Here is a 25,150-nt window from a genome sequence, read left to right as displayed (position 1 = left end):
GTTATCGATAGATAAGCAACTTTTATTTAGTAGATACTATAATATGTTAAATATTTGGAGTTGTTTCCTTTAAAAAAGAGTAAAAGAAATCTTCTATAAATGGAGATCTTTTGCTCTTTTTATAATAAAAATAAAAAATTATTTGACGTTTTTTCGAAAAAATTTTTAAGACAAGGCTTTTAGGTTTATGAAAACCTTTATTCATGATAGCAAGATAATTTTGATAAGAAGTATATAGTAAGAATGATTTGGAGATACCGATGGGGATATAACTATTTTATTTAGGACGGTGCAATTAAAATGGATTTACAGAAAGGGAAATTATATTGGAACACGACTTTTTCTAATACACCTTCTTATCCTCGTTTGGACGAAGATATAAAATGTGACGTACTAATAATAGGAGCAGGAAGTTCGGGTGCTCAATCAGCATACTATTTGAGTGAATCAGATTTAAATATTGTTATCGTTGATAAAAGAAAGGTAGGACATGGAAGTAACCTTACAAATACAGCACTTATTCAATATTTAGGTGATAAGATGTTTTTTGAACTTGTAAATACATTTGGGGAAGAGTATGCAGTTAAGCATATGAAATTATGTGAACAAGCTATTAATGATATTGAATATGCTGATCAAAACTTGCCTTATTGCTCTGACTTTAAACGACGTGACAGCTTATATTATGCAAGTTATGAAGAGGATATAAAGAAATTAGAAAAGGAACTGTATTATTTACATAAGCATGATTTTAAAGCGGCTTGGTTATCAGAAAAACAAATTGGACAGAGATATCCATTTAAAAAACGTGCAGCTATTTATACGTATAATGATGGTGAAATAAATCCTTATAAATTTACACATAGTTTATTAGAACAAGCCTCTAATAAAGGAGTTCACATTTATGAAGATACAGAGATTGTTGGCAAAAAGTTAGAGAAAGAATGTGCTATCTTTTATACAAAGGAGGGCAATTCTATTACTGCCAATAAAGTAATTGTGGCTGCAGGATATGAAGGATTGGAATTTAAAAAGGAAAAGAACGCTACACTGATTAGCTCATATGCAATTGTTACTAATCCTGTGGAAGATTTATCTTCTTGGTATAAACGCACTCTCATTTGGGAAACTGCGAGACCATATATTTATATGAGAACTACTGTAGATAATAGGATTATTATAGGTGGATTAGATGAAGATACAAACATTGCTCAAGAAAGAGATTCAAAATTAATCCATAAAAAAGAGAAATTAGTGAATGAATTTAATAAGCTCTTTCCCAATATAACAGTTGAACCTGAATTTTATTTAAGTGCTTTTTATGGTGGTACTCATGATGGTTTACCTATAATTGGAATGTATGAAGAGTTTCCAAATTGTCACTTTATCTATGCGTATGGAGATAATGGATTAGTTTATAGTATGGTACTTTCTAAAATTGTTCGAGATATAATTATTAACGGTTCAAGTCCAGATTTGAATTTATATTTACAAACTAGACCAAAACTAAATGAGTAAACTGCATGTATACAAAATCATAGTAGTAAGGAGCATATTTAGGATTCCATTATAAAAAAAGCTATTTTAAATGTATTAGTTTCATGTGACTATTTGTTATGTTTATGAATGCTTAAATAAAGCATTCATAAACAATATTATTTGTTAAATCCATTCATTTTACTAAGTTCAGTTATTTGTATAATCCATTCTTTTTTTAGGTAGGGTAGAGTTGCTTGGATATGATGATATTCCCATTCTTCCTCAATGGTAGGGTAAAGATTAAATAAGTATTTTTCTTCATCATTTGTTACACTTGCTTTAGGATTGCCAGTAAGTTTAAAATAAATGTCGCACCATCGGCTATAGTTTGTTAACATGAATAAAAAATTAGGACATGTGAATTCGATGAGGTATATTTCTTTCTCTAATTGAATATCTGATAGTAATTCTCTTGCAGTCTCATAAGTAGGCTTCTTTTGGTAACCATTGCATGAATGCCATGCCCAAATGGGTAAATCTATAATAAATTCAATACCTTTCTGTTTCATGTGTCTTACAATGTATTTATATGCTGTGCAATCTTCTTTACTAACAAAAATAGGATCGGCTATAAGCTTACCTTCATTCAAAAGTGTATTTATGGCATTTTGGTTTTGAAAAGTCCATAGGATTGTTGAATCTATAGATGTATTTAAGTTTGATTGTTTATAAAATTGTTTTTTCATCTTTCTCTCCATTTTCTTTTTTATTTTATAAGAGTTTAAGATAAGTACAAAGTGCATTATATTTTTATCTTTATTAAGAGTTGGAAAAATCCATTAAAGATAGAAGAGTTTGTTTGCAATTACAAAAAATGATTCTTATAATCATTTAAAAATAACAGAAGTATTTGTTCTAATAAAGAATGAATTGTGCTTTAAGAATTAGAAAGGATAGCCATGCAAAATAAAATTATTGTTATGTTTCAAAAAGATTTTCGTTTATATGATAACCCAGCTCTATTTGAGGCTGTTCAGTCTGGTGAGGTTCTTCCTGTATATATACAAGATGAAACTTTTTCAATAGGAAGTGCGTCAAAGTGGTGGTTGCACCATGCTGTAATAGATGTAAAGAAGCAACTTGAGGCATTGGGCTCTACTTTAATAATTCGTAAAGGACGTACGGAGGAAGAAATACTTTCTCTCATAGAGCAATTAGATATAACGGCTGTATATTGGAATATTTGTTATGATCCGGACAGATTACAATCTAATCAAAAAATGAAAATGATGTTAGAGGATAAAGGTATTATCTGTAAAGAATTTAATTCGCATTTATTATTAGAACCGTGGATTATTAAAAAGAAAGATAACACTGAATATAAGGTGTTTACGCCTTTTTACAATGCATTTCAAAAGCAGGTAATACCTAAACCTTTTAGCAGAGTGCAGAGTATAAAGTGGGGGAACTCTTTACCAGCAAGCTTATCTGTTTCAGAATTACAATTGTTGCCGATTATACCGTGGACATCTCATATGGAAGTAATATGGGATCCGACAGAAGAAGGGGCATATAAAACATTCAAGAAATTTTTCTCTAGTAAATTAGTCTCTTATAGTGAAGGAAGAGATTTTCCAGGTCAAAATGTCCATTCGATGTTGGCACCGTATCTTTCATTTGGTCAAATATCAGTAAAGCTAATGTTTCATTACTTAATAAATAAAAGTACCGAAAGACAATGTAGTCTTTTTGAAAAACAAGTTAATAGCTTTATACGTCAATTAATTTGGCGAGAGTTTTCTTATTATTTACTATATCATTATCCATTTACAGTATATAAACCTCTTAATAAGAGCTTTGAAAATTTCCCGTGGGATAAGGAAGAGGAGTTATTAAGAGTATGGCAAAAGGGGAAAACGGGTTATCCGTTTATTGATGCGGGAATGCGAGAACTATGGCAAACAGGTTTTATGCATAACCGGGCAAGAATGGCTGTAGCCTCTTTTCTTGTAAAGCATTTGTTAATTCCGTGGCAAGAAGGAGCAAAATGGTTTATGGATACACTACTAGATGCTGATATTGCAAATAATACAATGGGATGGCAATGGGTTGCTGGAAGTGGAGCAGATGCATCACCGTACTTTCGTATTTTTAACCCAATCACACAAGGAGAAAAGTTTGATAAAAATGGAGAGTATATAAGAAGATGGGTACCAGAATTAAGAGATATCCCAAACAAATATATACATAAGCCTTGGGAAGCACCTGAGCATATTTTACAAAAATCCAATATAAAACTTGGGGATACATATCCTTTTCCGATTGTTGATCATAAGGCAGCACGGGAGAGAGCCCTTTGTGCATATAAAAGTATGAAAGAATTTGTATGAAATAGGTTAAACAATATGTATTTTGAATTTTAATATTAGAATTTTATCCATTACAAGGACATACTAATCATATAAAGTTTCTATAATCTTCTAGTAAAAAGGAGAATGTTTATGAAAAAATCTAGTATTATAGTATTTTTACTAACATATGGTTTGTTTTATGTTTCTAGTGTTTTATTCCCTATTGATCGTACTTGGTATGATGCGTTAGAAAAGCCGTCTTGGACACCATCTGGTATGACAATCGGAATGATATGGGCTGTATTATTTGGACTTATTGCATTATCAGTTGCAATTATTTACAACAACTATGGATTCAAGCCAAAAACATTTTGGTTTATTTTCCTTTTAAATTATATGTTCAATCAAGCGTTCAGCTACTTTCAATTTAGCCAAAAAAATTTATTTTTAGCAACAGTAGATTGTTTACTAGTCGCTATTACTACGTTACTTCTCATTATGTTTTCTTCCAATTTATCTAAAGTATCGGCATGGTTGCTAATCCCATATTTTTTATGGTCTGCATTTGCTACATATTTATCTTGGACAATTTATAGTATAAATTAAAGACGTAAATGAAAACTTGAGCACAAAGAAAATGCTCGAGTTTTTATGTTTATTAATGATAATCTAAAGTATAGAATATACACATCTTAGGGAGGTCATATGTGTGAAGAAATGGATAAAAATTGTTCTGTACTCTGTATTAGGTATTTTAATGATCGGAAGTATTACTTTTTTAACTTGGTCTCAGTTTACTTATAAACCAACGAAAGAGGCTTTGTCTTTAGTAGATGATAAAAAAGATGCAGATTATATAGTTTTTGGAGAGAAAGATGCAAAAATAGGAGTTATTTTTTATCAAGGAGCTAAAGTAGAAGCCGAGGCTTATAGTTACTTAGGAGAAGCTCTTGCAAAAGATGGGCATTTTGTAGTAATGCCTAAGTTACCATTAAATTTAGCGATATTTGGAATAAATGAGGTAGATAGTGTAATTGAACAGTATCCTGAAGTTCAAAAATGGTATGTTGCTGGGCATTCAATGGGTGGAGCTATGATTTCTAGGTATGCCTTTCAACATGAAGAAAAGGTAGACGGGATTATTTTCTTAGGTTCGTATCCTGCAGATGACTTCTCTACTAAGTCGATTCCAATGTTATCAATTTACGGGGAAGTAGATGCTTTAGCAACTGTAGAAAAAATAGAGAACAATAAAAAGTTAATGTCAAAGAATAATACTATGCACATGATAAAAGGGGGGAATCATGCTAATTTTGGCATGTACGGTGAGCAAAAAGGTGATAATGCGAGTTTAATTACGCCAAAAGCACAACGAGATGAAACAGTGAAAGTAATTGAAGAATGGTTATTGAAACAATGATAACGAATTTAATAAATCTACCGAAAGAATTCTCCCAGCGGTAGATGGAAGAGAGAATAAAGAGCCAACTCGTATGAATTGGCTCTTTTATTTATTTGCTATCTCCAATTGTCCCCTTATTTTCTCCGGAATATCCTCTTTAGAAATAATATCGTAAGAATACACATACTTTCCTTTTACATGAATTTTTAAGTAAGTTTTTCTTATAAAATCATTAGGCGTGTTCGTTCCAACATTATATTCTTTTTCATTGCTTAATTCATCAACAGCTTTTAGTGAGTACATAGCTTTTCCTTTTTGATGATAATCCGGAACACCATATCCTTTCGCAACGGCATATACATTTTTTTCTTCAGCAATCGGATTAAATCTGTCTAAATCCCCGCGTAATATGAAAGGTAGTAAGTATATAGGAAGGCCTATTCCTAATATGCAAATTACAAATTTTCTCATTATCGTTTCTCCTCTTGTTCATTTACATGCTTCAGTATAGAAAAAAATTCTTATAAATATAGAGGGAAATTTCTTAAGGTTTTCTTAATAAAGTTTAACCGTGTGAAAAAAACTAACTTGAGCATTAAGCTTGCGGAATGAATAACCAAATAACTTTTTTCTTTATTTTTTGATATTTCTTAAGAACCTATCAAGAAATAAGTGAGTTTTAGGATTTAGAATAAATGTATCTTACAGTAATAAGAGAATTATCTAAATAAATTAGAGTGAGAACAATTAAAGAAAGTATCTTGTGGGGTGCTGCTTTCTTTTAGAATAGAGAACCCCATGGGTCAGTTACATGTAATGCAGCGCTGCGCTTCTATGTCACTGAAAAATCCAATGATAAAAAAAAGAGGGGGAAGGCATTTTTTATTGAAGTTTGTTAATGATAGATTTTTAACTAGTTAGGGGGGAGCGTAAAATAGATTATTAATCTCTTTAATAATTTTTATTTTCCTTATAGTTGGCATGTTTTATTAGAAATTTTAAATTTTGGAAGGAGAATCAATAATTATGGGTAAGAAAAGAAGAATAAGTAATAAGTTATTACTTGTCAGTGCAATTTTTACAATAGCAATTCCTTCAGTCTCATATGCGGAGGAAGTAATTTCACCTGAAAATTTTACGAGTTCTTCAAGTTTGTATGAGGGACGGAATACGGAAGTATTGAAAACAAGCTTATATCCTGATACATATAACTATCCGTTTAACTACCAATTTAGTTCGAAATTAAAGGAAGCAAACACAACTATAAAAAAAGTAGACAATAGTGATGATGAAAATCCTATTATATCTACTACTCTTTCATTTATTCGCCATATGAATAGTGAAGATTATAAATCTGCATTTGATTTAACCTCAAGGTCATTACAGAAAATAATATCCGAAGAATGGTTGAAGAGCTATTGGGGGGGACTCCCAGTGCAATTACAAGCAGGTTCTTTTATAGAAATTGGAGAGGTTACACAAAAAGAGACAAATCCTGTTCATACAAATGTGGAGATTCAATTAGTTTTTGAAAAAATGACTGTACCTTTACTAATTAAACTAGATCCATCTGGAAAAATAGACGATTTTCAACTCAGCATGTCGTTTAGTCCTGTTGCAGAGCGTCCATCATATAGTAAGCCTGAGTCATTTGTTGATAAAGAAGTAGTAGTTGGAAGTGGTGCATTTCCATTACCAGGAACATTGTCGGTTCCAAAAGGAAAGGGGCCTTTTCCAGCGGTTATTCTTGTTCAAGGATCAGGAGCAACTGATCAGGATGAAACAGCGTTTGCTTTAAAACCATTTCGCGATTTAGCTGAAGGTCTTGCATCGAAGGGAATTGCTGTCCTTCGCTATAATAAAAGAACGTATGAACATGGGTTGAAAACACAATTCAGTCCCTTTTATACAGTTGATAAAGAGACAACAGATGATGCTCTTCTTGTAACTCAATTTCTTAAAAATGAGCCTCTAATAAATAAGAATCAAATATATATTCTTGGTCATAGTCAAGGTGGAATGATGCTTCCGAAAATGATTGAAAAAGACCAAAATAAAAATATTGCTGGAGCAATTGTAATGGGAGGGCCAGCTCGTACGATCCAAGACGTTGTTTTAGATCAATTTGAGTACCTTTTCTCTATTGGAGCAATGAACCTGGATCAATATAAATTCTACAAATCGCAATTTGAATTATTAAATGATCCCAATTTCTCTGGTCAGAATCCCCCAAAAGATTTTTACTTAGGGTCAGCAGTATTTTGGGATTCTATACGGAAAATTAAAGCGGCAGAAATGTCAAAAGAACAAAAGACACCGCTTCTTATTATTCAAGGAGAAAGAGACTATCAAGTTCAATCAAAAATTGAAATTCCTCTTTGGAAAGAACAATTAAAAGAACGAGATAACGTAGATTATCGACTATATCCAAAGTTAAATCATTTCTTTACAGAGGGTGATGGGGAAATAAGTAAGCCAGATGAATATTATAGTCCTGCTAATATCCCTGAGTATGTTATAAATGATATTGCTGCTTGGGTGCAAGGCAGATCGCAATTAAATTAGCAACCATATGTTTTAATAAGGACTTTCTTTCCGTAATCAAAATAGAAATATTTTGATTAGGTTGTATGTTTTTTTAAAGCACTCTTTGAAAAGGAGTGCTTTTTTATTTTGCTATGATTTCTATAAAACAATGGGCTTACCTTCCAAACAAATCGTTATTTGGAGCGCTTTTATCAAAGCAAAGTGCTTGTGACATTTCTTTGATATTAAAAACATGAATAACCTATTGTGTAAAATTTTTTGAAAATTTAGGTTTAACATCTTTAAAATAGGTGTATTACATATTACATAACAACTAAATAAAAAAATAAAAAATCTAAAGGAGGAAAGATACGATGCATACGAATGAAAGAAAAACGGTAGTTTATGAATATCAAAATGAACAGGAAGTAGTTATGAAAGTAAAAGAGCTAGAATTGCAAGGGGTTCGCCACGATGACATTTATGTTTTAGCACATGAAAAACATATAACAAAAAGGATTGCGGATGATACAAACACAAATACGATTGGAGTAAAAGAACAAGGATTGGGAACAAGTATTATCAACTTTTTCTCCAAAAAAGGGGACGAACTTCGAAATCAAATGGAAGAAATGGGGTTGTCGAAGGAGGAAGCTAACTTATATGAAGAAAAACTAGATCAAGGGAAGATTTTACTCCTAGTAACAGCTGAAGTACCAATGGCGAATGCTAGGCAGCCGCAAAACTATCATTCTCTGTAATAGATTGCAACATCTGATAAATAGGTAAGGGAATTATTTTAGTTTGTAGCATGGAAGAAAATAAAAATAGAAAAGGATGAGAAAAATGAAACATACAATATTTAAATATGCTGTGATTGGAATTACGACCGGAGTCATAGTCTCCCTATTAAAAAAAGAAAATCGGAAAGCTATACAAACAAAAGGAAAAAGCGTAAAAGAAAAACTACAAGAAGGAAACATAAAGGAAACATTGGAGAAGGTAACTGAGACAAGTAAACAATTTTCTGTAACTGCAGCTAATGTTGCAAAACAAACATTACCACAACTGCTTACAGCCACACCAGTTGTCATTTCTACCATTAAAGACTTAACAGAAAACGAAAATAATAAAAAGAAAACAGGTGAAAAGGATTACGAAATAAATGAAAATAGTAAGAACTTAGACGGGGAAAAAACGAAAAATGAAAAGAAATATGTGAAAGAAGGGAAAGAAGAGAGTGCCTAGATTTAATTCTAAAAATAGAAAGTGAGGAAAAAAGTATGAAATCTCTGTATGCAATTGATGTAGGAATTGGCTTTACCAAAAGGGCATATCGACAGGATGTAGATTCTGAGATGACAATCAAGAGTGAAGCTTCCACACTAGCCCCTGTACCTAATCATGCTGAAAGTGAAGATTTAACAAAGGTAAGTTTTATAGACTTAGATTTTGCATACTACATGGGAAATGAAGCACATCAATCTGACGCTTCGTTTCTTCCTCCATTTGACGAAGAAATAGAAAATTATTATGAAAGCGAACGATTTAAACAACAAATATTTGGTTGCATTGCAAAGGATTATAAAGAAAATGTCGTGTTACCTCTAGTTGTTACTGGGCTCCCCGTTACTTGTTTTGGTAGTCAGCATGAGCAATTACAACGTGCACTAAAAAAAGAGACTTCCGTACAAATTGATGGGAAATTTATTCATATTACGGTGGAAAATGCTTTGATTCTTCAGCAACCGGTCGCTTTACATGCCTATTTCTTAAAAGAGGGAATCATTCAGGAACGAGATCGCATCTTAATTATTGATGGCGGATTTCGTACAGTAGAAATGACAGATATGAAACAGAATGTCATTTTAAATCATTATGAGGCGGAACTAGGATGTAGCAAGCCTTTGAAAAATATTAAGAATATCGTGCAGAATCATGAGGGTGAAAGTAATCAATTGCATATTAACGACATGCCAAACATATTAGAAAAAGGATATGAATGTCGAGAAGAAAATCATGAGACAAGTCAGGTTCATACTTTGATTCAAAAAGAGTTGGATGCACACTTCCAAGACGTCATGCGTGTATTACAAGAACAATTTAAGTTAGAACAGTATAACACTATTATTTGGACAGGAGGAATAGTAGATCTCCACAAAAAACGAATTGAAAAAATGCAAAGTGAAATTTCTTCTTTCCGTATGGTAGACGCTTCGAAAGAGGCTGCACTCCATGGATACTACATTATTGGGAGTCAAGTATTTGAGGACATTACCAATCAATCTGCATATGAATCCAAATTATAATAACGAATGAAATGGAGTTCGTTGAATAGACGTGCCAAATTATGTAGCTTCTTTTCCACATATAATAAATTCTTTATAAGAAAAGATAAAAAGTGCTTGTATAGAGGAAATGTTTAAAATTGAAAATAAAAATAACTAATATATAGGGGGTCTTCCTTTTAAAAGAATAAGACCTCCTATGTTATTTATTTTGTAATTTAGATGATCTAAAAACTCTTCCTCCAAGACATGAATACCTACATACAAATTTCGTATTACGGATATGATTCAATCAAACATAAAACTATTTAGAAAGGAAGAATAATATGGAATGCATAAAAATGACGAAATGGAGTTGGTATCATGTGAAAACTAGTGAGCTTGAAAAACTTTCTTCTATAATCCCTCGTGATGTAACATCTTATTTCGCTCAATTTGTAAAGAAAATAAGTTCTCCTTGTGAAAATGGATTATATGTTTATACGTTATCACCAAGTCAAACTTGTGTATATGGTTCGTTTTTATATGATCAAGATAAAAAGGACGCCAAAATTCAAAAATTTCTTCATTATTTCGTAGCTGATGGAATACTGATAACAGTTCAGGAAAAAGAGGAAGAGGATTTCCAAAAAATAATACATAATTTCCCTATGGGTACAAAAAATTGTAATAGTTCCGCTGAAGGATTATGTGCTATCTTATCAATGTTTATATCTCATTATTTGCGAAAGGTTGACTACTTTGAAAACAATTTCAGAAATGTATTATGGGATTTTTATCATCATAATAACATAGCAGTTTTAGAAAGGATTTATCATATTCGTCATGAATTATTTATGAACACACATGTGTTTCGCTTAATACAAGAAGTGTTACAAGGCCTAAAAGAAGCTTGGTTAGAAAAACTAACAAACACCCTTTGTTATAAACAAACATACGTAAAATTAGAGCGTGGATTACAACTTGTTAAAGAGTACCAAGAAGAATTAGACACGATGATTCATTTACAAGAAGTTGTTTCTTCTCATCGTGGGAATGAAATTATGAAAGCTCTTACTGTATTAACTGCTGTGAGTACGCCTTTGACAGCCTTAGGAGCATTATGGGGTATGAATTTTAAATACATGCCTGAACTAGAATGGAAATATAGCTATTTAATCGCTCTCTTATTTATTATTTTCACAACAGCGGGTATGTATATGTATATGCGATTCAAAGGATGGACAGGTGACTTATTACGAGTAAAGAAAAAGAAATCTTTTTTTAAATCTAATTAATCCTGTTTATAAAAAATATGATAGATATATGGTTTGTAATATTTATTAATTGAGATAGCACCATATCCCCATCAAGTTAAAGTTTTGATGTCCTCACAATGATAAAAATGGTGAATATTTATATGAAAGATTAGAGCTCTCCTTCCTGTAGGAGAGCTCTAATCTTTATTTAAAAACTATATCATATACTCTGAAATTTGTCCGGATTCAATTTAGAATATGGCAAAAGAGAACTTGCGATTAAAAACAAGCTCTCTTTAAAAGAAATAACGTAATTGAGATACTTATATAGTAACAATTGTTTTCTTCTAATTCCATATGTCATATGTTGAGAAATAAATTATAAATGGATTGATAAAGCTAAAATGAATGATTGACATAATATTTTGACGATAATATAATGAATCTCGAATTCAAGATAACTTGTAAAGGATTGGTAATTATGAGCGTGATTAACGATGAGAGCTTATCTTTAAAGTTATTTGTTATATTATCAAGGGCAGTACAGTCAATTACTAAGCGTATTGAAGAGGATATAAAAAGTTATGGACTTAATCCAACTGAATTTGCAGTGCTTGAGCTACTGTATAGTAAAGGCGATCAGCCTATACAAAAAATTGGAGACAAAATATTACTTGCAAGTAGTAGTATCACGTATGTAGTGGATAAGTTGGAAAAGAAGAGGTTCTTAATACGAAAACCATGTCCTAAAGACCGCCGTGTCACGTATGCGTCAATTACTTCAGAAGGTATTGAACTAATGGATATTATTTTTCCCCAGCATAAAGAGGCGATTCAGCAAATATTTGGTGGTTTGGACTATACTGAGAAAAAAATGATAATCGAAAAGTTGAAAAAATTAGGGTATTATGCACTAGAACTATAAATCTTTAGAAATATATCTCGAATTAGTAATGTCCTAATTAAATATAATTTAAATAAATAGGAGGAAAAATTAATAAATGGTAGTAAATTTATTATAATACAAAATGAATAAAGCGTGTAATTTCAATCGGTATAATATGAAATAAAGTTGTTATGTTAATGTATACATATCGTCCTTTAAATTATAAATCTTTCATAAAGCGGAGAGTGGGTATCAAGAATGGAATTACGTCATTTAGAGTATTTTATTCAAGTTTGTAATAATAATAGTTTCACTAAAGCTGCGGAAGTTCTAGGTATTTCACAGCCGACTTTAAGTCAACAAATACGAGTTTTAGAAGGTGAACTTGATACACCCTTGTTTCATCGAGTTGGAAGAGGTATCAAAATGACAGAAGCGGGTAAGCTGCTATTTGATAAAGGAAAATTTATCATGAAACAATTTGATGACGTTTATAATGAAATTTTTGAATTAAAGGGTGTAAAAAGAGGTGTGATTACTATAGGAGGTTTATTAGAGGATCTCACTTATTTAACACCCTATATTATGAAGTTTCAACAACATTATCCCAACATTGTAGTAAAGATTATAGAATCCGAAGTTGCTGTAAATCAAATCGTTGACAAAAATATTGATTTCGGGATTACACGTAGTGCTCAAATTCCAGACACATTAACAAACACCCTTTTGTATAGTGAAGAGCTCGTCCTTGTAATTCCCAAAAATCATCCTTTGAATGAAAAATCATTTGTTTCTTTTCGAGAATTAGTAGGGCTCAGTAGAGTAATGGTTTCATGTAGTTGTCGTGAATCTATTAAGATATATTGTGAGAGTTTAGGGTTATCTTTATCTGAAGCAAATATAGAAACAAAATCTTCTATTTCTCTATTGAGCCTTGTATACAATGGACATGGTGTTGCCATAATACCTCTTTCACTGGTTAACTTTGTTAATAATGATACTTTGAGCATAGTTCGTATTACTGATCCAACACCAAGTCAAGATATTAATCTTATACACTTTGATGATAAATTTTTAAGTTTTGCAGCACGCATCTTTATGCAGAAGTTAAATGATTCTCAAAAAGTATCAGTGTAATAGAAATAATAATGATCCTAGTGTAACAATTGAAAAAATTAAAATCTATATTAAAGTCGAAGGACAGTGGATTTATATGTGTGGTGTAGTCGATCAAAAAGGGGGATACCATTGACTTTTAATTAAGGAAAAAAGGACAGACTTTGCAAGGAGAGAAGGCTATCAAAAACAAGTTAAGTTAATCAATCAATCAATCAATCAATTCTTCGGTCTTATCGCATAGTAACAGATTCCATGTAGGGATATACACTGCTATTTTGAATTTATATATCCTTATTGTAGAAAGAAAACCACCGGCATTATACCGGTGGTTTTGATTTAGAAAGCAAAGCAAGTACAACCAATACCCCATTTAGTTCCATCTTTTCCTATTACGGTATGAGTGTGTTGATGGAGAGGGTTACTACAACTATGTAACTTGTTATCATGGGAATCGTGAGAAAGTATAGTGTTGGCTAGGTTAGCACCACCATAACCATAAACGCCCGTCGGTGACCAATCAGGTGATGCTGGCGGCAATTCAGGTGATAAGTTTTTAAATTCATTATTTCCATAAACAACCTGCCCACCCATAATGGTGAGCAATGATTCAAGGTCTTTGATTTCTTCTTCCGGCACAGTAAAGTAGTCAGCAGACAATACAGCAATATCAGCAAACTGACCTACTGCCAGGGTTCCTTTTTTACCTTCATCGCCAGAGAACCACGCACTTCCTTTTGAATATAATTCCAGGGCTACTTTTCTATCAAGTTTATTTTTTTCATCGTATATGGAAAGCCCACCAATGGTTTTTCCAGCAACCATCCAGTAAAGAGCAACCCAAGGGTTATAGCTGGAAACCCTGGTTGCATCACTACCGGCGCCAACAGGTATACCAAGGTCTAACATACGATAAATCGGAGGAGTATGCTTTGCAGCTTCCTTTCCGTATAAGTCAACAAAGTATTCACCTTGAAAAGCCATGCGGTCTTGGATGGCAATACCGCCATTTAAAGCCTTAACACGTTCCATACTACGATCTGAGATTGTTTCTGCATGATCAAACCACCAGCGTAGCCCATTAAAAGGAATTTCTCTGTTAACTTCCTCAAATACATTTAAGAAACGTGTGATTGACTCGTCATAAGTTGCATGTAAACGGAATGGCCAACGGTTTTCCACCAATAGAGAAATTACTTTCTTTAAGTCGGCTTCCATTACTGTAGCTAGTTCGGGCCGTGGCATTTGAAATTTTTCAAAATCGGCTGCCGAGAATACTAACATTTCTCCGGCACCATTCATTTTATACTTATCATTTCCTTGACCGGGAGAAACAATGTTTGCCCATGAAGCAAAGTCTTCATATTCATGATTAGGATTTTGCGTAAATAGATTATAAGCAATACGCAAAGTTAATTGTTCCTTCTCGGCTAAATGTTCAACAACTTTGTAGTCATCAGGGTAATTTTGGAAACCACCACCTGCGTCGATGGCACTTGTAATACCTAATCTATTTAATTCACGCATAAAATGGCGAGTTGAGTTAATCTGGTCGTCAAGATTAAGTACTGGAGCTTTACCCAAACTTGAATAAAGAATAGAAGCGTTAGGGTTAGCAATTAAAAGGCCCGTTGGATTACCTCTTTTATCCCGCTGAATTAAACAGCCTGGAGGGTCTGGGGTATCTTTCGTGTATCCCAGTGCACGTAGCCCTGCACGATTTACAAGTGCTCTATCGTAAAGATGTAGCACAAAGACAGGCGTGTCTTCAGAAACAGCATTAATCTCTTCTAATGTTGGCATCCGTCTCTCTTTAAATTGAAATTCAGACCAGCCTCCAACTACTCTTACCCACTGAGGAGCAGGTGTACGCCTTGCCTGTTCTTTGAGCATTTCTAGAGCAATAAAAAGTGATGGCACGCCTTCCCAACGTAATTCCATATTATAATGCAGACCACCACGAATCACGTGTATATGGGAGTCATTCAGGCCTGGAATAGCTCTCTTTCTTTTAAGGTCTATTTTTTTTGTTTTTTCCGTGGCACTATTAAGAAGCTCATCTCCACCTACTGCAGTGACTAAACCATCAGTTATGGCGATAGCAGATACCTCAGGCTGAGAAGGGTCAAGGGTAGTAATTTTTCCGTTATATAAGATCATATCCGGTAAATTCATGTTCACACCTCGTCTACTTTCTATTATTTTGTAACCATGGATGAAATAATTTACCGAAAATCGGCATGACTACCCATGATAGCAAGGACACTATACATACAGAAACAAAAAAAGCTGACATAATAGGATTCATATGTTTTATAATAGGTCCTATCACTTTAGGAACTAACATGCTAAGAGGCCATACACCCAGAAGGGTAACGATAGACATTTTCCATTTTGGCGGTGGAACTGGCGTTTTCGGAGTAACAAACCAATAAGCCAAACTGCTTTCAGTTTTGTAAGTTGGATTAGTGGCTTGAAATTGCTCCGCCGTTTTTAACAAATCCCGGCGAATATCTGATTCTTGCCAAGTACGTAGATGCTCATACGTATCAAAGCGAAAAATAACAGTATACTCTCTGGATTCGTTACTTGGGACTATTAGATTTACACCTAAATGTCCTGGGAATTTAGTAGCCGCAGCCTCAATTTCATGTCTCCATGTTTCAAACTGTTTTTCTCTACCTTCTTGAATTTCCCATGTAACAATCGTTGTTACTGGATTGCCGGCATCCATCGTGTTCCCTGTATAAGTCTCTTCGACAGCTACTCCTTCTTGTTTCATATTTTCCTGCTTGGAAGCGCGCCATGCACCATAGTATATGCGTATTCTACACCTTGACCATAAGCACCAGTGTGTTCCTTTACAATCTCCATTACAGCATCATAAGTGTCTTTGTGTGCCCAGTCACGTTGGTATTCAAGTAAAACTTGAATTGCTGTCACTGGAATTGCACCAGCTTGTTCTACACGACGCATAGCAGCGTTATGTGCTGTCAAACTAGTACCACCTGAAGCATCATCAACTGCATATACCTCATAGCCAGCTTTAATTGCTTCAAGCACAGGGAATGCAAGGCAAACTTCAGTCCAAAGTGCTGCAAATATTAATTTCTTTCTACCGGTTGCTTTAACTGCCTCAACAAATTTCGGATCTTCCCAAGAGTTCATTGAACTACGTTCTATAATTTCATGGTTTGGGAATATATCAAGAATTTGTGGCCAAAAATAACCAGAAAAGCTGCGTGTTTCAACTGTAGTAAGAATAGTAGGTACGTTAAAAGTTTTTGCTGATTTAGCAAGTAGCATAACGTTATTAATCAATGTTTGTCTATCAATACTTGCAACTCCAAAAGTCATTTGAGGTTGAAAATCAATTAAAATTAAGGCACTGTTCTCCGGATTTAACAATTCTAAATTACTCATAATAAAACGCTCCTTTTTCAATTGTTTATTGAAAGTAATGTATCTTCTGTCAATTGAAGCTCTACTATACTTTTTAATTTAAATTTAGTGCTGATTTAATCAGCACTAAATTTATACTATCTACTTTAAAAAAGGTGATTTAAAGCTATTTCCTTGAGATACATTTATGCATTTTGTTTACTAAGATCTCGCTGAGCTCCTCTATAGCTTCCAATTATATTTTGATAGCCTGGAAGATTGCTAGCAAGCAAATTGCCAAAACCTTCGACATCGTTGCGCCAATCGCGTTGTAATTCGCAAGCTACGCTAAACCAGTTCATAAGTTGCACGCCACTATGTGCCATACGTGTATTGGCAGCATCTGCAACTTGTTTACTGAAAGTTCCTGAAGCATCAGTAACAGCAAATACTTCATATCCAGCTTTTATAGCGGAAAGTGCCGGGAAAGCAACACAAACGTCCGTAACTACGCCTGCGATGATAAGTTGTTTTTTTCCAGTTTTTTCGATTGCTTTTACAAAATCATCATTATCCCATGCGTTAATTTGTCCAGGTCGAGCTATTTTTGGTGCATGAGGAAAGAGATTAACCAATTCTTGCATTAAAGGTCCATTAGGCCCGTTTTCAAAACTTGTTGTTAAAATAACTGGTAAATTAAAAAACTTAGCAGTATGAGCAAGAGCTAAAACATTGTTCTTGAATTCATCAACACCATAGTCACGTACTAGTCCGGACATAAGACCAGTTTGATGATCTACTAAAAGCACAACAGCATCATCTTTGTTAATACGAGAATAGAGATCAGTCATTATGTATTCCTCCTAAAAATTAAGTAATCGAAGAAAGTTTAAATAGTCGGATACTATCATAAGTTTCTTCGTTTATAACTAAGCTGACCAATAATATTGGTTATAGCAGCATTCACAGAACATGAAGTGCTATACAAATTTATAGTATTTGAAAACTGATTCGTTAATCAATTCTAAATTATCTATAATTTGTATAGGTCGTAACTATAGTTGTTTTCACTATAAAATAGATTGGTTTTACCTATACATCCTATAGATAGAACGATATTGATAGTCACCTATTTTTGTTATTACAATTGAATAGGAGTAATGTTCAGTAATTATTTTATGATGCAAAAGGTATTAGAGGGGGGATTGTTCCAAAAGGAGAAAATGAATGCATTGGAACAATAGAGTTTCATACTTAGAATTCACAACATAAACGTGCATGAATAGGTTATGACATTCATCTAGATTATTGAAGAAAAGGATACATATTGGAATATTTTTAGGAGGTAGAAGCATGGCTAAAATTACTGTAGGAACCGAAAAGCAAGAACCAATTGAGATATATTATGAGGATCATGGCACAGGAAAACCAGTTGTACTCATTCATGGTTGGCCGTTAAGTGGTCGATCTTGGGAATACCAAGTTCCCGCTCTTGTTGAGGCTGGATACAGAGTTATAACATATGATCGTCGAGGATTTGGACAATCATCTCAGCCGTGGGAAGGGTATGAATATGATACCTTTACTTCTGATTTACATCAACTATTAGAACATTTAGAGCTTCAAAATGTCACACTTGTTGGTTTTTCTATGGGTGGAGGCGAAGTAGCCCGGTATATTAGTACGTATGGAACAGATCGTATTGAAAAGGCTGTTTTTGCTGGGGCAGTTCCTCCGTATTTATACAAATCAGAGGATCATCCTGAAGGGGCCTTAGATGATGCAACAATTGAAGCATTCAAAAGTGGTGTGATAAATGACCGCCTTGCATTTCTTGATGAATTTACTAAGGGATTTTTCGCGGCTGGTAATCGAACAGATTTAGTTAGTGAGCCATTCCGTTTATATAATTGGGATATTGCAGCCAGTGCATCACCTAAAGGAACACTTGATTGTATTACCGCCTTTAGTAAGACAGATTTTAGAAAAGACTTGGAGAAGTTTAATATACCTACTCTTATTATTCACGGTGATTCTGATGCAACTGTACCATATGAATATAGTGGGAAATTAACACATGAAGCAATTCCTAATTCTAAAGTAGCCTTAATAAAGGGTGGTCCACATGGGCTAAATGCAACGCATGCTAAAGAATTTAATGAAGCACTCCTATTATTTTTAAAGGACTGATTACAACTATATACTTGTTAGTTGATAAATTATAAATAAGTAAAAAATAAAGCTTTATAAAAGATGCTCTTGGATAAATCCAGGAGCATCTTTTTAAATGGTGGTATTGATATGTTAGGTTGATAAATCTTCATTAGTTTCGAATTGAATATTCTTCTTAACAGCAAAAATTTATTGTTTAGAGTTTTTTAGGTCTTTTAGATGTATTGCTATATTACTATCAAGATAATATTTTGAATAATCCGCAAAACAAAGAAATGTACATTTTTTGAGGAAGAAATATCTTGTCAGAAAACAATAAAATCTTATTAATTTTTATAATTGGTAGAATTTTTATGGAAATAATTCTCTTAATATATTAAAATAACATCGTATTATGTCAGATTTTAATTAGGGGAGAGAAATTTTATGTTGAAAAAAATTATTCCAGTTGCTTTAGCATTAAGTACAGTTACTTTTACTAGTGTATTTGCTGCGCCTTCAATCCAAGCAAGTACAGAACAAAATCGCTACATAGATGTACAAATGCTCGGTATTAACGATTTTCATGGGCAACTAGACACTGTAAAAAAAATTAACAATAAAGATGCAGGGGGAATTGAGTACTTAGGGGCTTATTTACGTGATCGTGAAAAACAAAATCCAAATACATTAAAGGTACATGCTGGAGATGTTGTTGGAGCAAGTACTCCTGTTTCAGCATTATTACAAGACGAACCTACAATTGAATTTCTAAATGATTTGAAATTCGATGTTGGAACGATAGGAAATCATGAATTTGATGAAGGTGTTGAAGAAATGAACCGCCTTATTTATGGTGGATACCATGAGAAAACAGGAAATTTTAAAGGAGCAAAATTCCCATATGTTGCTGCAAATTTCTATAATAAATCCACCGGTCGTTTATTTTTACCACCATTCACTATAAAAAAGGTACAAGGAGTTCCTGTTGGCTTTATTGGAGTCGTAACAACGGATGTTCCTAACCTTGTTATGCCTACTATGCTAAAGAATGTAGAAATTACAGATGAAGTTGAAGCTATTAACAAATCCGTAAAGCAATTAAAAAAACTAGGCGTTAAATCTATCGTTGTTCTTGCACATAACGGAGGTATAACAGATGGGAACGGCGTAACAAATGGTGATATCGTCCGATTAGCAAATGAGACTGATCCAGAAGTCGATGTTATTTTTGGTGGCCATAGCCACACCTATGTAAATGGAACTGTTAATAATAAACTTGTCGTACAAGCAAATTCTTATGGTATGGCTTTTGCTGATGTTGATGTAAAGATTGATCGTAAGACACAAGATATTGTTGAGAAAAAAGCAGAAATTGTTACAACTTATCATGAAGGCATAGAGCCTGATAAAAAAATAAAGAAGAAGATGGAGAAATATCAAGCAAAAATCGCACCTCTTGTTAATGAAGTTGTAGGTAAGTCTATCGCTCCACTAGATCGCAAACAAAATATGGCTGGTGAATCTACTCTTGGAAATTTAGTTGCTGATGCTCAGCGTACAACAATGCAATCCCAAATTGCACTTATGAATCCTGGTGGTATTCGTAATGACTTAGATGCTGGTGATATTACATGGGGAGAGATATATGGTATTCAACCATTCGGAAATCAATTAATAAAAGTAAATTTAACAGGTCAAGACATTCGTGATATTTTAAATCAACAATGGCAAAAAGACATAACAAGAATGCTTCAAATTTCAGGTATCCAATACACTTGGGATGCGAACAAGCCTAATGGAGAAAAAGTAACAAGTATTCGCTTAACAAATGGAGAAGAAATTATTCCTTCTAAAACTTACAGCGTCGTTGCGAACGCATTTCTAGCTTCAGGTGGAGATGGATTTGTATCCTTTAAAAACGGTAAAGATGCTGAAACAGGATCAACTGATTTTGAAGCATTAGTAGATTATATAAAAAAATCAAAAGAACCAATTCAGTCTATTATTGATGGAAGAATTCAAAAGATAAATTAGTTTTTTATTAATCTCAAAAACAACTAGATTACCTGTGCGCTATACTCTTTAGTGTGCAGGTAATCTATTTTTTTGATTTGAAATAGTCTAACTGTGGCCAATGGGTATACCGTCTAGATGCAGAGTGCCGAAAAAAATGAAGTGAACAAAAAATAACCCCTAAATTAACTCTATGATAAAGAGACTACAAACAATCAAAATTTGGAACTTCATATTAACCATATATTAACTACGTTAATAATACATACTGAAATTGAATACTTTAGATAACATCATTTATAACGAATATCTGTACATTATAATGTTATGCAATGAGGAATTTACAATACAATGAATTGAAGCTTATTTAGTTTTATATTTGTATAAATGAATTAAGAATTTCTTAAGAACCTATTAAGAAATAAGTGAGTTTTAGGAACTAGAATAAATGTATCTTAACAGTAATAAGAAAATGAATGTTTTAAACGGAAGTTGGCAGAGTATGTCAAAAAGCTATAAGTAAATATTTCAGGAGGTTTTTTATGAAAAAGAAAATGATTATTGCAATTGTTGTTTCTGCTATAACAATGACTCATTTTGTAGGAAATACTTATGCAGATTCGAAAACAGAGGTTTCTGTTACAGCTCCCTATAATACAAATCAAATAGCGAAATGGTTAGAAGCACATGCAAAGCCTTTAAAAACAACTAATCCAACTGCATCTCTTAATGATTTGAAACCACTTAAGGATATGGTAGGTTCAGCTTCAATTGTAGGTTTAGGTGAAGCTACGCATGGGGCTCATGAAGTTTTTACGATGAAACACCGCATTGTTAAGTATTTAGTATCTGAAAAGGGCTTTACCAATCTAGTTTTAGAAGAGGGATGGGACAGGGCCTTGGAACTTGATCGATATGTTCTTACTGGTAAGGGAAACCCAAGCCAACATCTAACACCTGTATTTAAGACGAAAGAAATGCTAGATTTACTTGATTGGATTCGGCAATATAATGCTAATCCAAAACATAAATCGAAAGTACGTGTCATCGGGATGGACATTCAATCAGTAAACGAAAATGTTTATAATAATATAATAGAATATATTAAAGCGAATAATTCAAAACTGTTGCCTAGAGTAGAAGAGAAGATAAAAGGGCTTATTCCTGTAACAAAGGATATGAATACTTTTGAAAGCCTTACGAAAGAAGAAAAAGAAAAGTATGTTTTAGATGCTAAACAAATTAGTGCTTTATTAGAGGAAAATAAAAGTCATTTAAATGGGAAATCTAAAGAGTTCGTATGGATAAAGCAAAATGCTCGTATTATTGAACAGTTTACTACAATGTTAGCGACACCTCCTGATAAACCAGTGGATTTTTATTTGAAACATGATATTGCAATGTATGAAAATGCGAAGTGGACTGAAGAACATTTAGGAAAAACCATTGTATGGGGACATAATGGACACGTTTCGAAAACAAATATGCTTTCTTTTATATACCCTAAAGTAGCAGGGCAGCATTTAGCAGAATATTACGGAAAACGGTACGTATCTATTGGAACGTCAGTTTATGAAGGACAATACAATGTGAAGAATAGCAATGGTGAATTTGGCCCCTATGGAACATTAAAATCGGATGATCCAAACAGTTATAACTACATCTTTGGACAAGTTAAAAAAGATCAATTTTTTATTGATTTACGTAAGGCGAACGGCGTGACAAAAACTTGGTTAAACGAACAACATCCAATTTTCGCTGGAATAACTACCGAAGGGCCTGATATACCAAAAACTGTTGATATATCATTAGGTAAAGCGTTTGATATACTTGTTCAAATTCAAAAAGTGAGTCCATCTCAAGTACATCAATAAATTTAGAATCATGTGCCTTAATGACAAATTTCATAGTGTTTCATATAACACAATGAAATTTGTTTTATATAGCAAGAAGAATAATCGCATTAGAAAAAATCAGCAGTTTAACCTGTTAAGAGTAAAACGAATCTTACAATATGTAAAGCGCAAAAACACTGAAGCGAAAAGCATCGGTGTTTTTTGCGCTTTCGGGCACAGATGCTACTTCAATCCTATTGTAGAAGTGATTTTGTATGTAAGGAATTTGTAAGGAATAGGTAAGAAAAAAGAGATTTTCATTGTGTAGGATAAAAATATAAGGAGGCATGAAGGGGGGAACAAGTACGGCCTACATATAAAACAAATAATCAGTAACAAGAGTGTTTTAAGGAAAAGAAGTAATTTCTATGGTTAATATGTATGTGGAAAAAGAGTGATTTAGAGATTGTTAGAACACAATGGTGTTTGTGAAAATAATGATTAGTACGTTGATTGCAAATTCAGTGTTGACTTTTATCATTGGGAGAGTTGATAGCTGTGTGGTTCGTATATGAGACAGCTATTAGCCATCAATACAATTTAAATAGAAGAGAGGAATTCTTTATGAAAACACGCAGTAAAATTACATGTGCAAGTCTAGCGCTTTTAATAGGTGGAAGTTCCCTGTTATACATAACACCAACATCAGTTGTAAAAGCAGAACCTACGCAAAATGTATCTAGTTCGTTACAAACAAGTACGCAAAGCGATCGTACTTCCGTTAAGAAAGCAATGCGAGATGAACTGCAACTTGGATACCCGGGAATACTCGCTCAAATTTCTAAGGGTGGTAAAACTTGGAGTTATACGGCTGGGATAGCGGATCTGAGAACTAAGAAACCAATGAAAGCAGATTTTCGCTTTCGCATTGGCAGTGTGACGAAAACGTTCATTGCAACAGTTCTACTTCAATTATCTGGAGAGAACCGTTTGAATCTAGACGACTCCATTGAAAAATGGTTACCTGGCGTTATTCAAGGAAACGGATATGATGGTAACCAGATTACTATCCGTCAAATATTGAATCATACAAGTGGTATTGCTGACTATATAAATTCAAAAGACTTCGATATTACGGATAAAAAAAAATCGTATACGGCTGAAGAATTTGTAAAGATGGGGAGTTCACTTCCCCCAGACTTTGCCCCAGGAAAGGGTTGGTCTTATTCAAATACAGGATATGTAATACTAGGAATCCTTATTGAAAAAGTAACAGGAAACAGCTATGCGGAAGAGGTTGAAAATCGGATTATTGAACCGCTGGATTTGTCAAATACATTTCTACCTGGTAATTCAAGCGTGATTCCAGGCACCAAGCATGCCCGTGGCTACTTGCAACTAGACGGAGCGAGTGAGCTAAAAGATGTTACTTATATTAACCCAGGTAGCTCGGATGGAGATATGATTTCTACTGCTGACGACTTAAACAAATTCTTCTCTTGCTTACTAGGTGGCAAATTACTGAAGGAACAGCAGTTAAAACAAATGCTTACTACAGTTCCTACAAATAGAGAGGGAACCGGATATGGTCTTGGAATACTTGAAATTAAGCTTCCGAACGGTGTCTCGGTATGGGGACACAGGGGTGCCGTTCCAGGGTTTTCCACTTTTGCTGGTGGAACACTTGGAGGTAAACATACACTCGCTATCAATTCGAACAGTTTAAACCTTAATAACCCGGAAGTTTTTAAGAACATTTTACTTGCTGAATTTAGAAAGTAGGAAAAACGGATAAATTTTGTCATTTGTAATTTCCATCGGAATGGATTACCGCTTGAAAGAGTATAGAGGGATTAAGTATCTAGAAACAATCAAGCCAATCATGAAGAATGGCTAAGTAAAAGGATTTGTTTATACATTGGCCAATTAAAAGAGCAACAGATATAATGAGTGATTAGTATGTATCTAGTATTGCATTTGTATTGGTATCGTCACGGATTGTAAATTTGTATAAGGTGCGAAGTTTAATTTAAGACTTCGCACTTTTGATGTTTAACAGCTTTTATTACGAAGCTATTAACAATAGAAAAAAGGAGAATGTAACTAGTTATGTGGATACTACTGTATGATTGGTGCAACAAATTGTGACTCTAACGTATTTGAAAGGCCTGATAAATTCAACGTTTATCGTCCTGACATTGATATTAAAAAGGCATTTAGTGGTACTGCAAGACATCTTGCTTTTGGATTAAGTATCTATAATTGTGTAGGAGCAGCATTTGCAAAATTAGAAATTGAAATAGATTCAACCATTAAAGATAATATTAGCAGGAAAAAATTGAGGGGCATTAAGGATTTTGTGAAGAAGACTTCAAAAATGAACTGAAATCTAATAAACAACGTAAAAGCTAAAAGATTTTCGCTGTGAGAACATCTCAAAATATTAAATTGATGGTAACTTTGTTGTAGCTCTTTAAACAT

General features: G+C 33.4%; 22 protein-coding genes. 16 read left to right on the top strand and 6 right to left on the bottom strand.

The genetic code is table 11. The features are described 5' to 3' along the window. Positions 1-300: 300 nt before the first annotated feature. On the top strand, positions 301-1,518 hold the full coding sequence (locus V7S45_RS15450; protein ID WP_000365632.1) for an FAD-dependent oxidoreductase: 1,218 nt from the start codon (positions 301-303) through the stop codon (positions 1,516-1,518). 137 nt (positions 1,519-1,655) lie between these two features. Here the strand turns inward: V7S45_RS15450 and V7S45_RS15445 are convergent, their stop codons facing one another. Then, on the bottom strand, positions 1,656-2,225 hold the full coding sequence (locus tag V7S45_RS15445) for a DUF3841 domain-containing protein (RefSeq protein ID WP_025688064.1): 570 nt from the start codon (positions 2,223-2,225) through the stop codon (positions 1,656-1,658). 213 nt (positions 2,226-2,438) lie between these two features. Between V7S45_RS15445 and V7S45_RS15440 the strand changes: the two genes are divergently transcribed. The 3 genes from V7S45_RS15440 to V7S45_RS15430 all read left to right on the top strand — a co-directional run bounded on the left by V7S45_RS15440 (position 2,439) and on the right by V7S45_RS15430 (position 5,250). Beyond that, positions 2,439-3,869, top strand: a complete 1,431-nt coding sequence (locus tag V7S45_RS15440) for a deoxyribodipyrimidine photo-lyase (RefSeq protein WP_001179969.1) — start codon at positions 2,439-2,441, stop codon at positions 3,867-3,869. Positions 3,870-3,980: 111 nt separating this feature from the next. Then, a complete protein-coding gene (locus V7S45_RS15435) occupies positions 3,981-4,436 on the top strand; it encodes a tryptophan-rich sensory protein (protein ID WP_025688067.1) in 456 nt (151 codons plus the stop codon). Between the two features lie 103 nt (positions 4,437-4,539). Beyond that, complete coding sequence (locus V7S45_RS15430) at positions 4,540-5,250, top strand: alpha/beta hydrolase (protein ID WP_025688069.1); 711 nt, start codon at positions 4,540-4,542, stop codon at positions 5,248-5,250. 87 nt (positions 5,251-5,337) lie between these two features. Here the strand turns inward: V7S45_RS15430 and V7S45_RS15425 are convergent, their stop codons facing one another. After that, positions 5,338-5,703: a YxeA family protein gene (locus V7S45_RS15425; protein ID WP_001225224.1), complete on the bottom strand. Its 366-nt coding sequence runs from the start codon at positions 5,701-5,703 to the stop codon at positions 5,338-5,340. A 555-nt stretch (positions 5,704-6,258) separates the two neighbouring features. Here V7S45_RS15425 and V7S45_RS15420 point away from each other — a divergent pair. From V7S45_RS15420 to V7S45_RS15390, 7 genes are all read left to right on the top strand, one after another. Next, on the top strand, positions 6,259-7,797 hold the full coding sequence (locus tag V7S45_RS15420) for a prolyl oligopeptidase family serine peptidase (RefSeq protein WP_017673630.1): 1,539 nt from the start codon (positions 6,259-6,261) through the stop codon (positions 7,795-7,797). Positions 7,798-8,132: 335 nt separating this feature from the next. After that, the gene (locus V7S45_RS15415; RefSeq protein ID WP_000557320.1) at positions 8,133-8,519 is read left to right on the top strand and encodes a general stress protein; all 387 of its coding nucleotides are present in this window, start codon (positions 8,133-8,135) and stop codon (positions 8,517-8,519) included. Between the two features lie 85 nt (positions 8,520-8,604). Continuing rightward, positions 8,605-9,006: a hypothetical protein gene (locus tag V7S45_RS15410; RefSeq protein WP_000683216.1), complete on the top strand. Its 402-nt coding sequence runs from the start codon at positions 8,605-8,607 to the stop codon at positions 9,004-9,006. A 35-nt stretch (positions 9,007-9,041) separates the two neighbouring features. Further along, positions 9,042-10,067, top strand: coding sequence for a ParM/StbA family protein (locus V7S45_RS15405; RefSeq protein WP_000839441.1), 1,026 nt, complete (start codon positions 9,042-9,044; stop codon positions 10,065-10,067). 305 nt (positions 10,068-10,372) lie between these two features. Then, positions 10,373-11,323, top strand: a complete 951-nt coding sequence (locus V7S45_RS15400) for a magnesium transporter CorA family protein (protein WP_000388923.1) — start codon at positions 10,373-10,375, stop codon at positions 11,321-11,323. A 442-nt stretch (positions 11,324-11,765) separates the two neighbouring features. After that, positions 11,766-12,209 carry a MarR family transcriptional regulator gene (locus tag V7S45_RS15395; RefSeq protein WP_000111425.1) on the top strand — a complete coding sequence of 148 codons (444 nt, stop codon included), beginning with the start codon at positions 11,766-11,768 and terminating at the stop codon, positions 12,207-12,209. A gap of 219 nt (positions 12,210-12,428) precedes the next feature. Then, positions 12,429-13,307 (top strand): LysR family transcriptional regulator, encoded by an 879-nt coding sequence (locus tag V7S45_RS15390; RefSeq protein ID WP_000423182.1) that lies wholly within the window; start codon positions 12,429-12,431, stop codon positions 13,305-13,307. 318 nt (positions 13,308-13,625) lie between these two features. Here the strand turns inward: V7S45_RS15390 and V7S45_RS15385 are convergent, their stop codons facing one another. The 4 genes from V7S45_RS15385 to ycaC form a co-directional block, all read right to left on the bottom strand. Further along, a complete protein-coding gene (locus V7S45_RS15385) occupies positions 13,626-15,461 on the bottom strand; it encodes an amidohydrolase (protein ID WP_025687847.1) in 1,836 nt (611 codons plus the stop codon). 13 nt (positions 15,462-15,474) lie between these two features. Next, positions 15,475-16,068, bottom strand: coding sequence for an antibiotic biosynthesis monooxygenase (locus V7S45_RS15380; RefSeq protein ID WP_000806857.1), 594 nt, complete (start codon positions 16,066-16,068; stop codon positions 15,475-15,477). After that, positions 16,065-16,709 carry a hydrolase gene (locus V7S45_RS15375; protein ID WP_000067162.1) on the bottom strand — a complete coding sequence of 215 codons (645 nt, stop codon included), beginning with the start codon at positions 16,707-16,709 and terminating at the stop codon, positions 16,065-16,067. The genes V7S45_RS15380 and V7S45_RS15375 overlap by 4 nt, the downstream gene beginning before the upstream one ends. Positions 16,710-16,873: 164 nt before the next feature. Continuing rightward, complete coding sequence (gene ycaC, locus V7S45_RS15370; protein ID WP_088322369.1) at positions 16,874-17,518, bottom strand: isochorismate family cysteine hydrolase YcaC; 645 nt, start codon at positions 17,516-17,518, stop codon at positions 16,874-16,876. A gap of 502 nt (positions 17,519-18,020) precedes the next feature. Here ycaC and V7S45_RS15365 point away from each other — a divergent pair. From V7S45_RS15365 to V7S45_RS15345, 5 genes are all read left to right on the top strand, one after another. Next, entirely contained in the window at positions 18,021-18,857 is an 837-nt protein-coding gene (locus tag V7S45_RS15365; protein WP_001074300.1) for a bromoperoxidase, read from the top strand. 408 nt (positions 18,858-19,265) lie between these two features. Further along, entirely contained in the window at positions 19,266-20,855 is a 1,590-nt protein-coding gene (locus tag V7S45_RS15360; protein WP_025687849.1) for a 5'-nucleotidase C-terminal domain-containing protein, read from the top strand. A gap of 521 nt (positions 20,856-21,376) precedes the next feature. Then, a complete protein-coding gene (locus V7S45_RS15355) occupies positions 21,377-22,708 on the top strand; it encodes an erythromycin esterase family protein (protein ID WP_342761422.1) in 1,332 nt (443 codons plus the stop codon). Between the two features lie 585 nt (positions 22,709-23,293). After that, positions 23,294-24,451, top strand: coding sequence for a serine hydrolase domain-containing protein (locus V7S45_RS15350; RefSeq protein ID WP_025687851.1), 1,158 nt, complete (start codon positions 23,294-23,296; stop codon positions 24,449-24,451). Positions 24,452-24,794: 343 nt separating this feature from the next. Further along, complete coding sequence (locus tag V7S45_RS15345; protein ID WP_025687852.1) at positions 24,795-25,055, top strand: cytochrome P450; 261 nt, start codon at positions 24,795-24,797, stop codon at positions 25,053-25,055. Positions 25,056-25,150 lie beyond the last annotated feature (95 nt).

Origin of the sequence: Bacillus sp. BR3(2024) (assembly GCF_039134555.1) — a bacterium.
Classification (GTDB): domain Bacteria; phylum Bacillota; class Bacilli; order Bacillales; family Bacillaceae_G; genus Bacillus_A; species Bacillus_A cereus.
The sequence above is the reverse complement of the archived record's forward strand: the minus strand, read 5'-3'. Positions and strand labels throughout refer to the sequence as shown.

What these genes read in the sequence shown, in the direction of transcription:
- V7S45_RS15445 (WP_025688064.1), bottom strand. Translation starts at nt 2,225, where the DNA reads ATGAAAAAACAATTTTATAAACAATCAAACTTAAATACATCTATAGAT.
- V7S45_RS15415 (WP_000557320.1), top strand. Translation starts at nt 8,133, where the DNA reads ATGCATACGAATGAAAGAAAAACGGTAGTTTATGAATATCAAAATGAA.
- V7S45_RS15425 (WP_001225224.1), bottom strand. Translation starts at nt 5,703, where the DNA reads ATGAGAAAATTTGTAATTTGCATATTAGGAATAGGCCTTCCTATATAC.
- V7S45_RS15420 (WP_017673630.1), top strand. Translation starts at nt 6,259, where the DNA reads ATGGGTAAGAAAAGAAGAATAAGTAATAAGTTATTACTTGTCAGTGCA.
- V7S45_RS15390 (WP_000423182.1), top strand. Translation starts at nt 12,429, where the DNA reads ATGGAATTACGTCATTTAGAGTATTTTATTCAAGTTTGTAATAATAAT.
- ycaC (WP_088322369.1), bottom strand. Translation starts at nt 17,518, where the DNA reads ATGACTGATCTCTATTCTCGTATTAACAAAGATGATGCTGTTGTGCTT.
- V7S45_RS15385 (WP_025687847.1), bottom strand. Translation starts at nt 15,461, where the DNA reads ATGAATTTACCGGATATGATCTTATATAACGGAAAAATTACTACCCTT.
- V7S45_RS15405 (WP_000839441.1), top strand. Translation starts at nt 9,042, where the DNA reads ATGAAATCTCTGTATGCAATTGATGTAGGAATTGGCTTTACCAAAAGG.
- V7S45_RS15395 (WP_000111425.1), top strand. Translation starts at nt 11,766, where the DNA reads ATGAGCGTGATTAACGATGAGAGCTTATCTTTAAAGTTATTTGTTATA.
- V7S45_RS15410 (WP_000683216.1), top strand. Translation starts at nt 8,605, where the DNA reads ATGAAACATACAATATTTAAATATGCTGTGATTGGAATTACGACCGGA.
- V7S45_RS15400 (WP_000388923.1), top strand. Translation starts at nt 10,373, where the DNA reads ATGGAATGCATAAAAATGACGAAATGGAGTTGGTATCATGTGAAAACT.
- V7S45_RS15440 (WP_001179969.1), top strand. Translation starts at nt 2,439, where the DNA reads ATGCAAAATAAAATTATTGTTATGTTTCAAAAAGATTTTCGTTTATAT.
- V7S45_RS15375 (WP_000067162.1), bottom strand. Translation starts at nt 16,709, where the DNA reads ATGAGTAATTTAGAATTGTTAAATCCGGAGAACAGTGCCTTAATTTTA.
- V7S45_RS15380 (WP_000806857.1), bottom strand. Translation starts at nt 16,068, where the DNA reads ATGAAACAAGAAGGAGTAGCTGTCGAAGAGACTTATACAGGGAACACG.
- V7S45_RS15360 (WP_025687849.1), top strand. Translation starts at nt 19,266, where the DNA reads ATGTTGAAAAAAATTATTCCAGTTGCTTTAGCATTAAGTACAGTTACT.
- V7S45_RS15365 (WP_001074300.1), top strand. Translation starts at nt 18,021, where the DNA reads ATGGCTAAAATTACTGTAGGAACCGAAAAGCAAGAACCAATTGAGATA.
- V7S45_RS15435 (WP_025688067.1), top strand. Translation starts at nt 3,981, where the DNA reads ATGAAAAAATCTAGTATTATAGTATTTTTACTAACATATGGTTTGTTT.
- V7S45_RS15450 (WP_000365632.1), top strand. Translation starts at nt 301, where the DNA reads ATGGATTTACAGAAAGGGAAATTATATTGGAACACGACTTTTTCTAAT.
- V7S45_RS15355 (WP_342761422.1), top strand. Translation starts at nt 21,377, where the DNA reads ATGAAAAAGAAAATGATTATTGCAATTGTTGTTTCTGCTATAACAATG.
- V7S45_RS15345 (WP_025687852.1), top strand. Translation starts at nt 24,795, where the DNA reads ATGATTGGTGCAACAAATTGTGACTCTAACGTATTTGAAAGGCCTGAT.
- V7S45_RS15350 (WP_025687851.1), top strand. Translation starts at nt 23,294, where the DNA reads ATGAAAACACGCAGTAAAATTACATGTGCAAGTCTAGCGCTTTTAATA.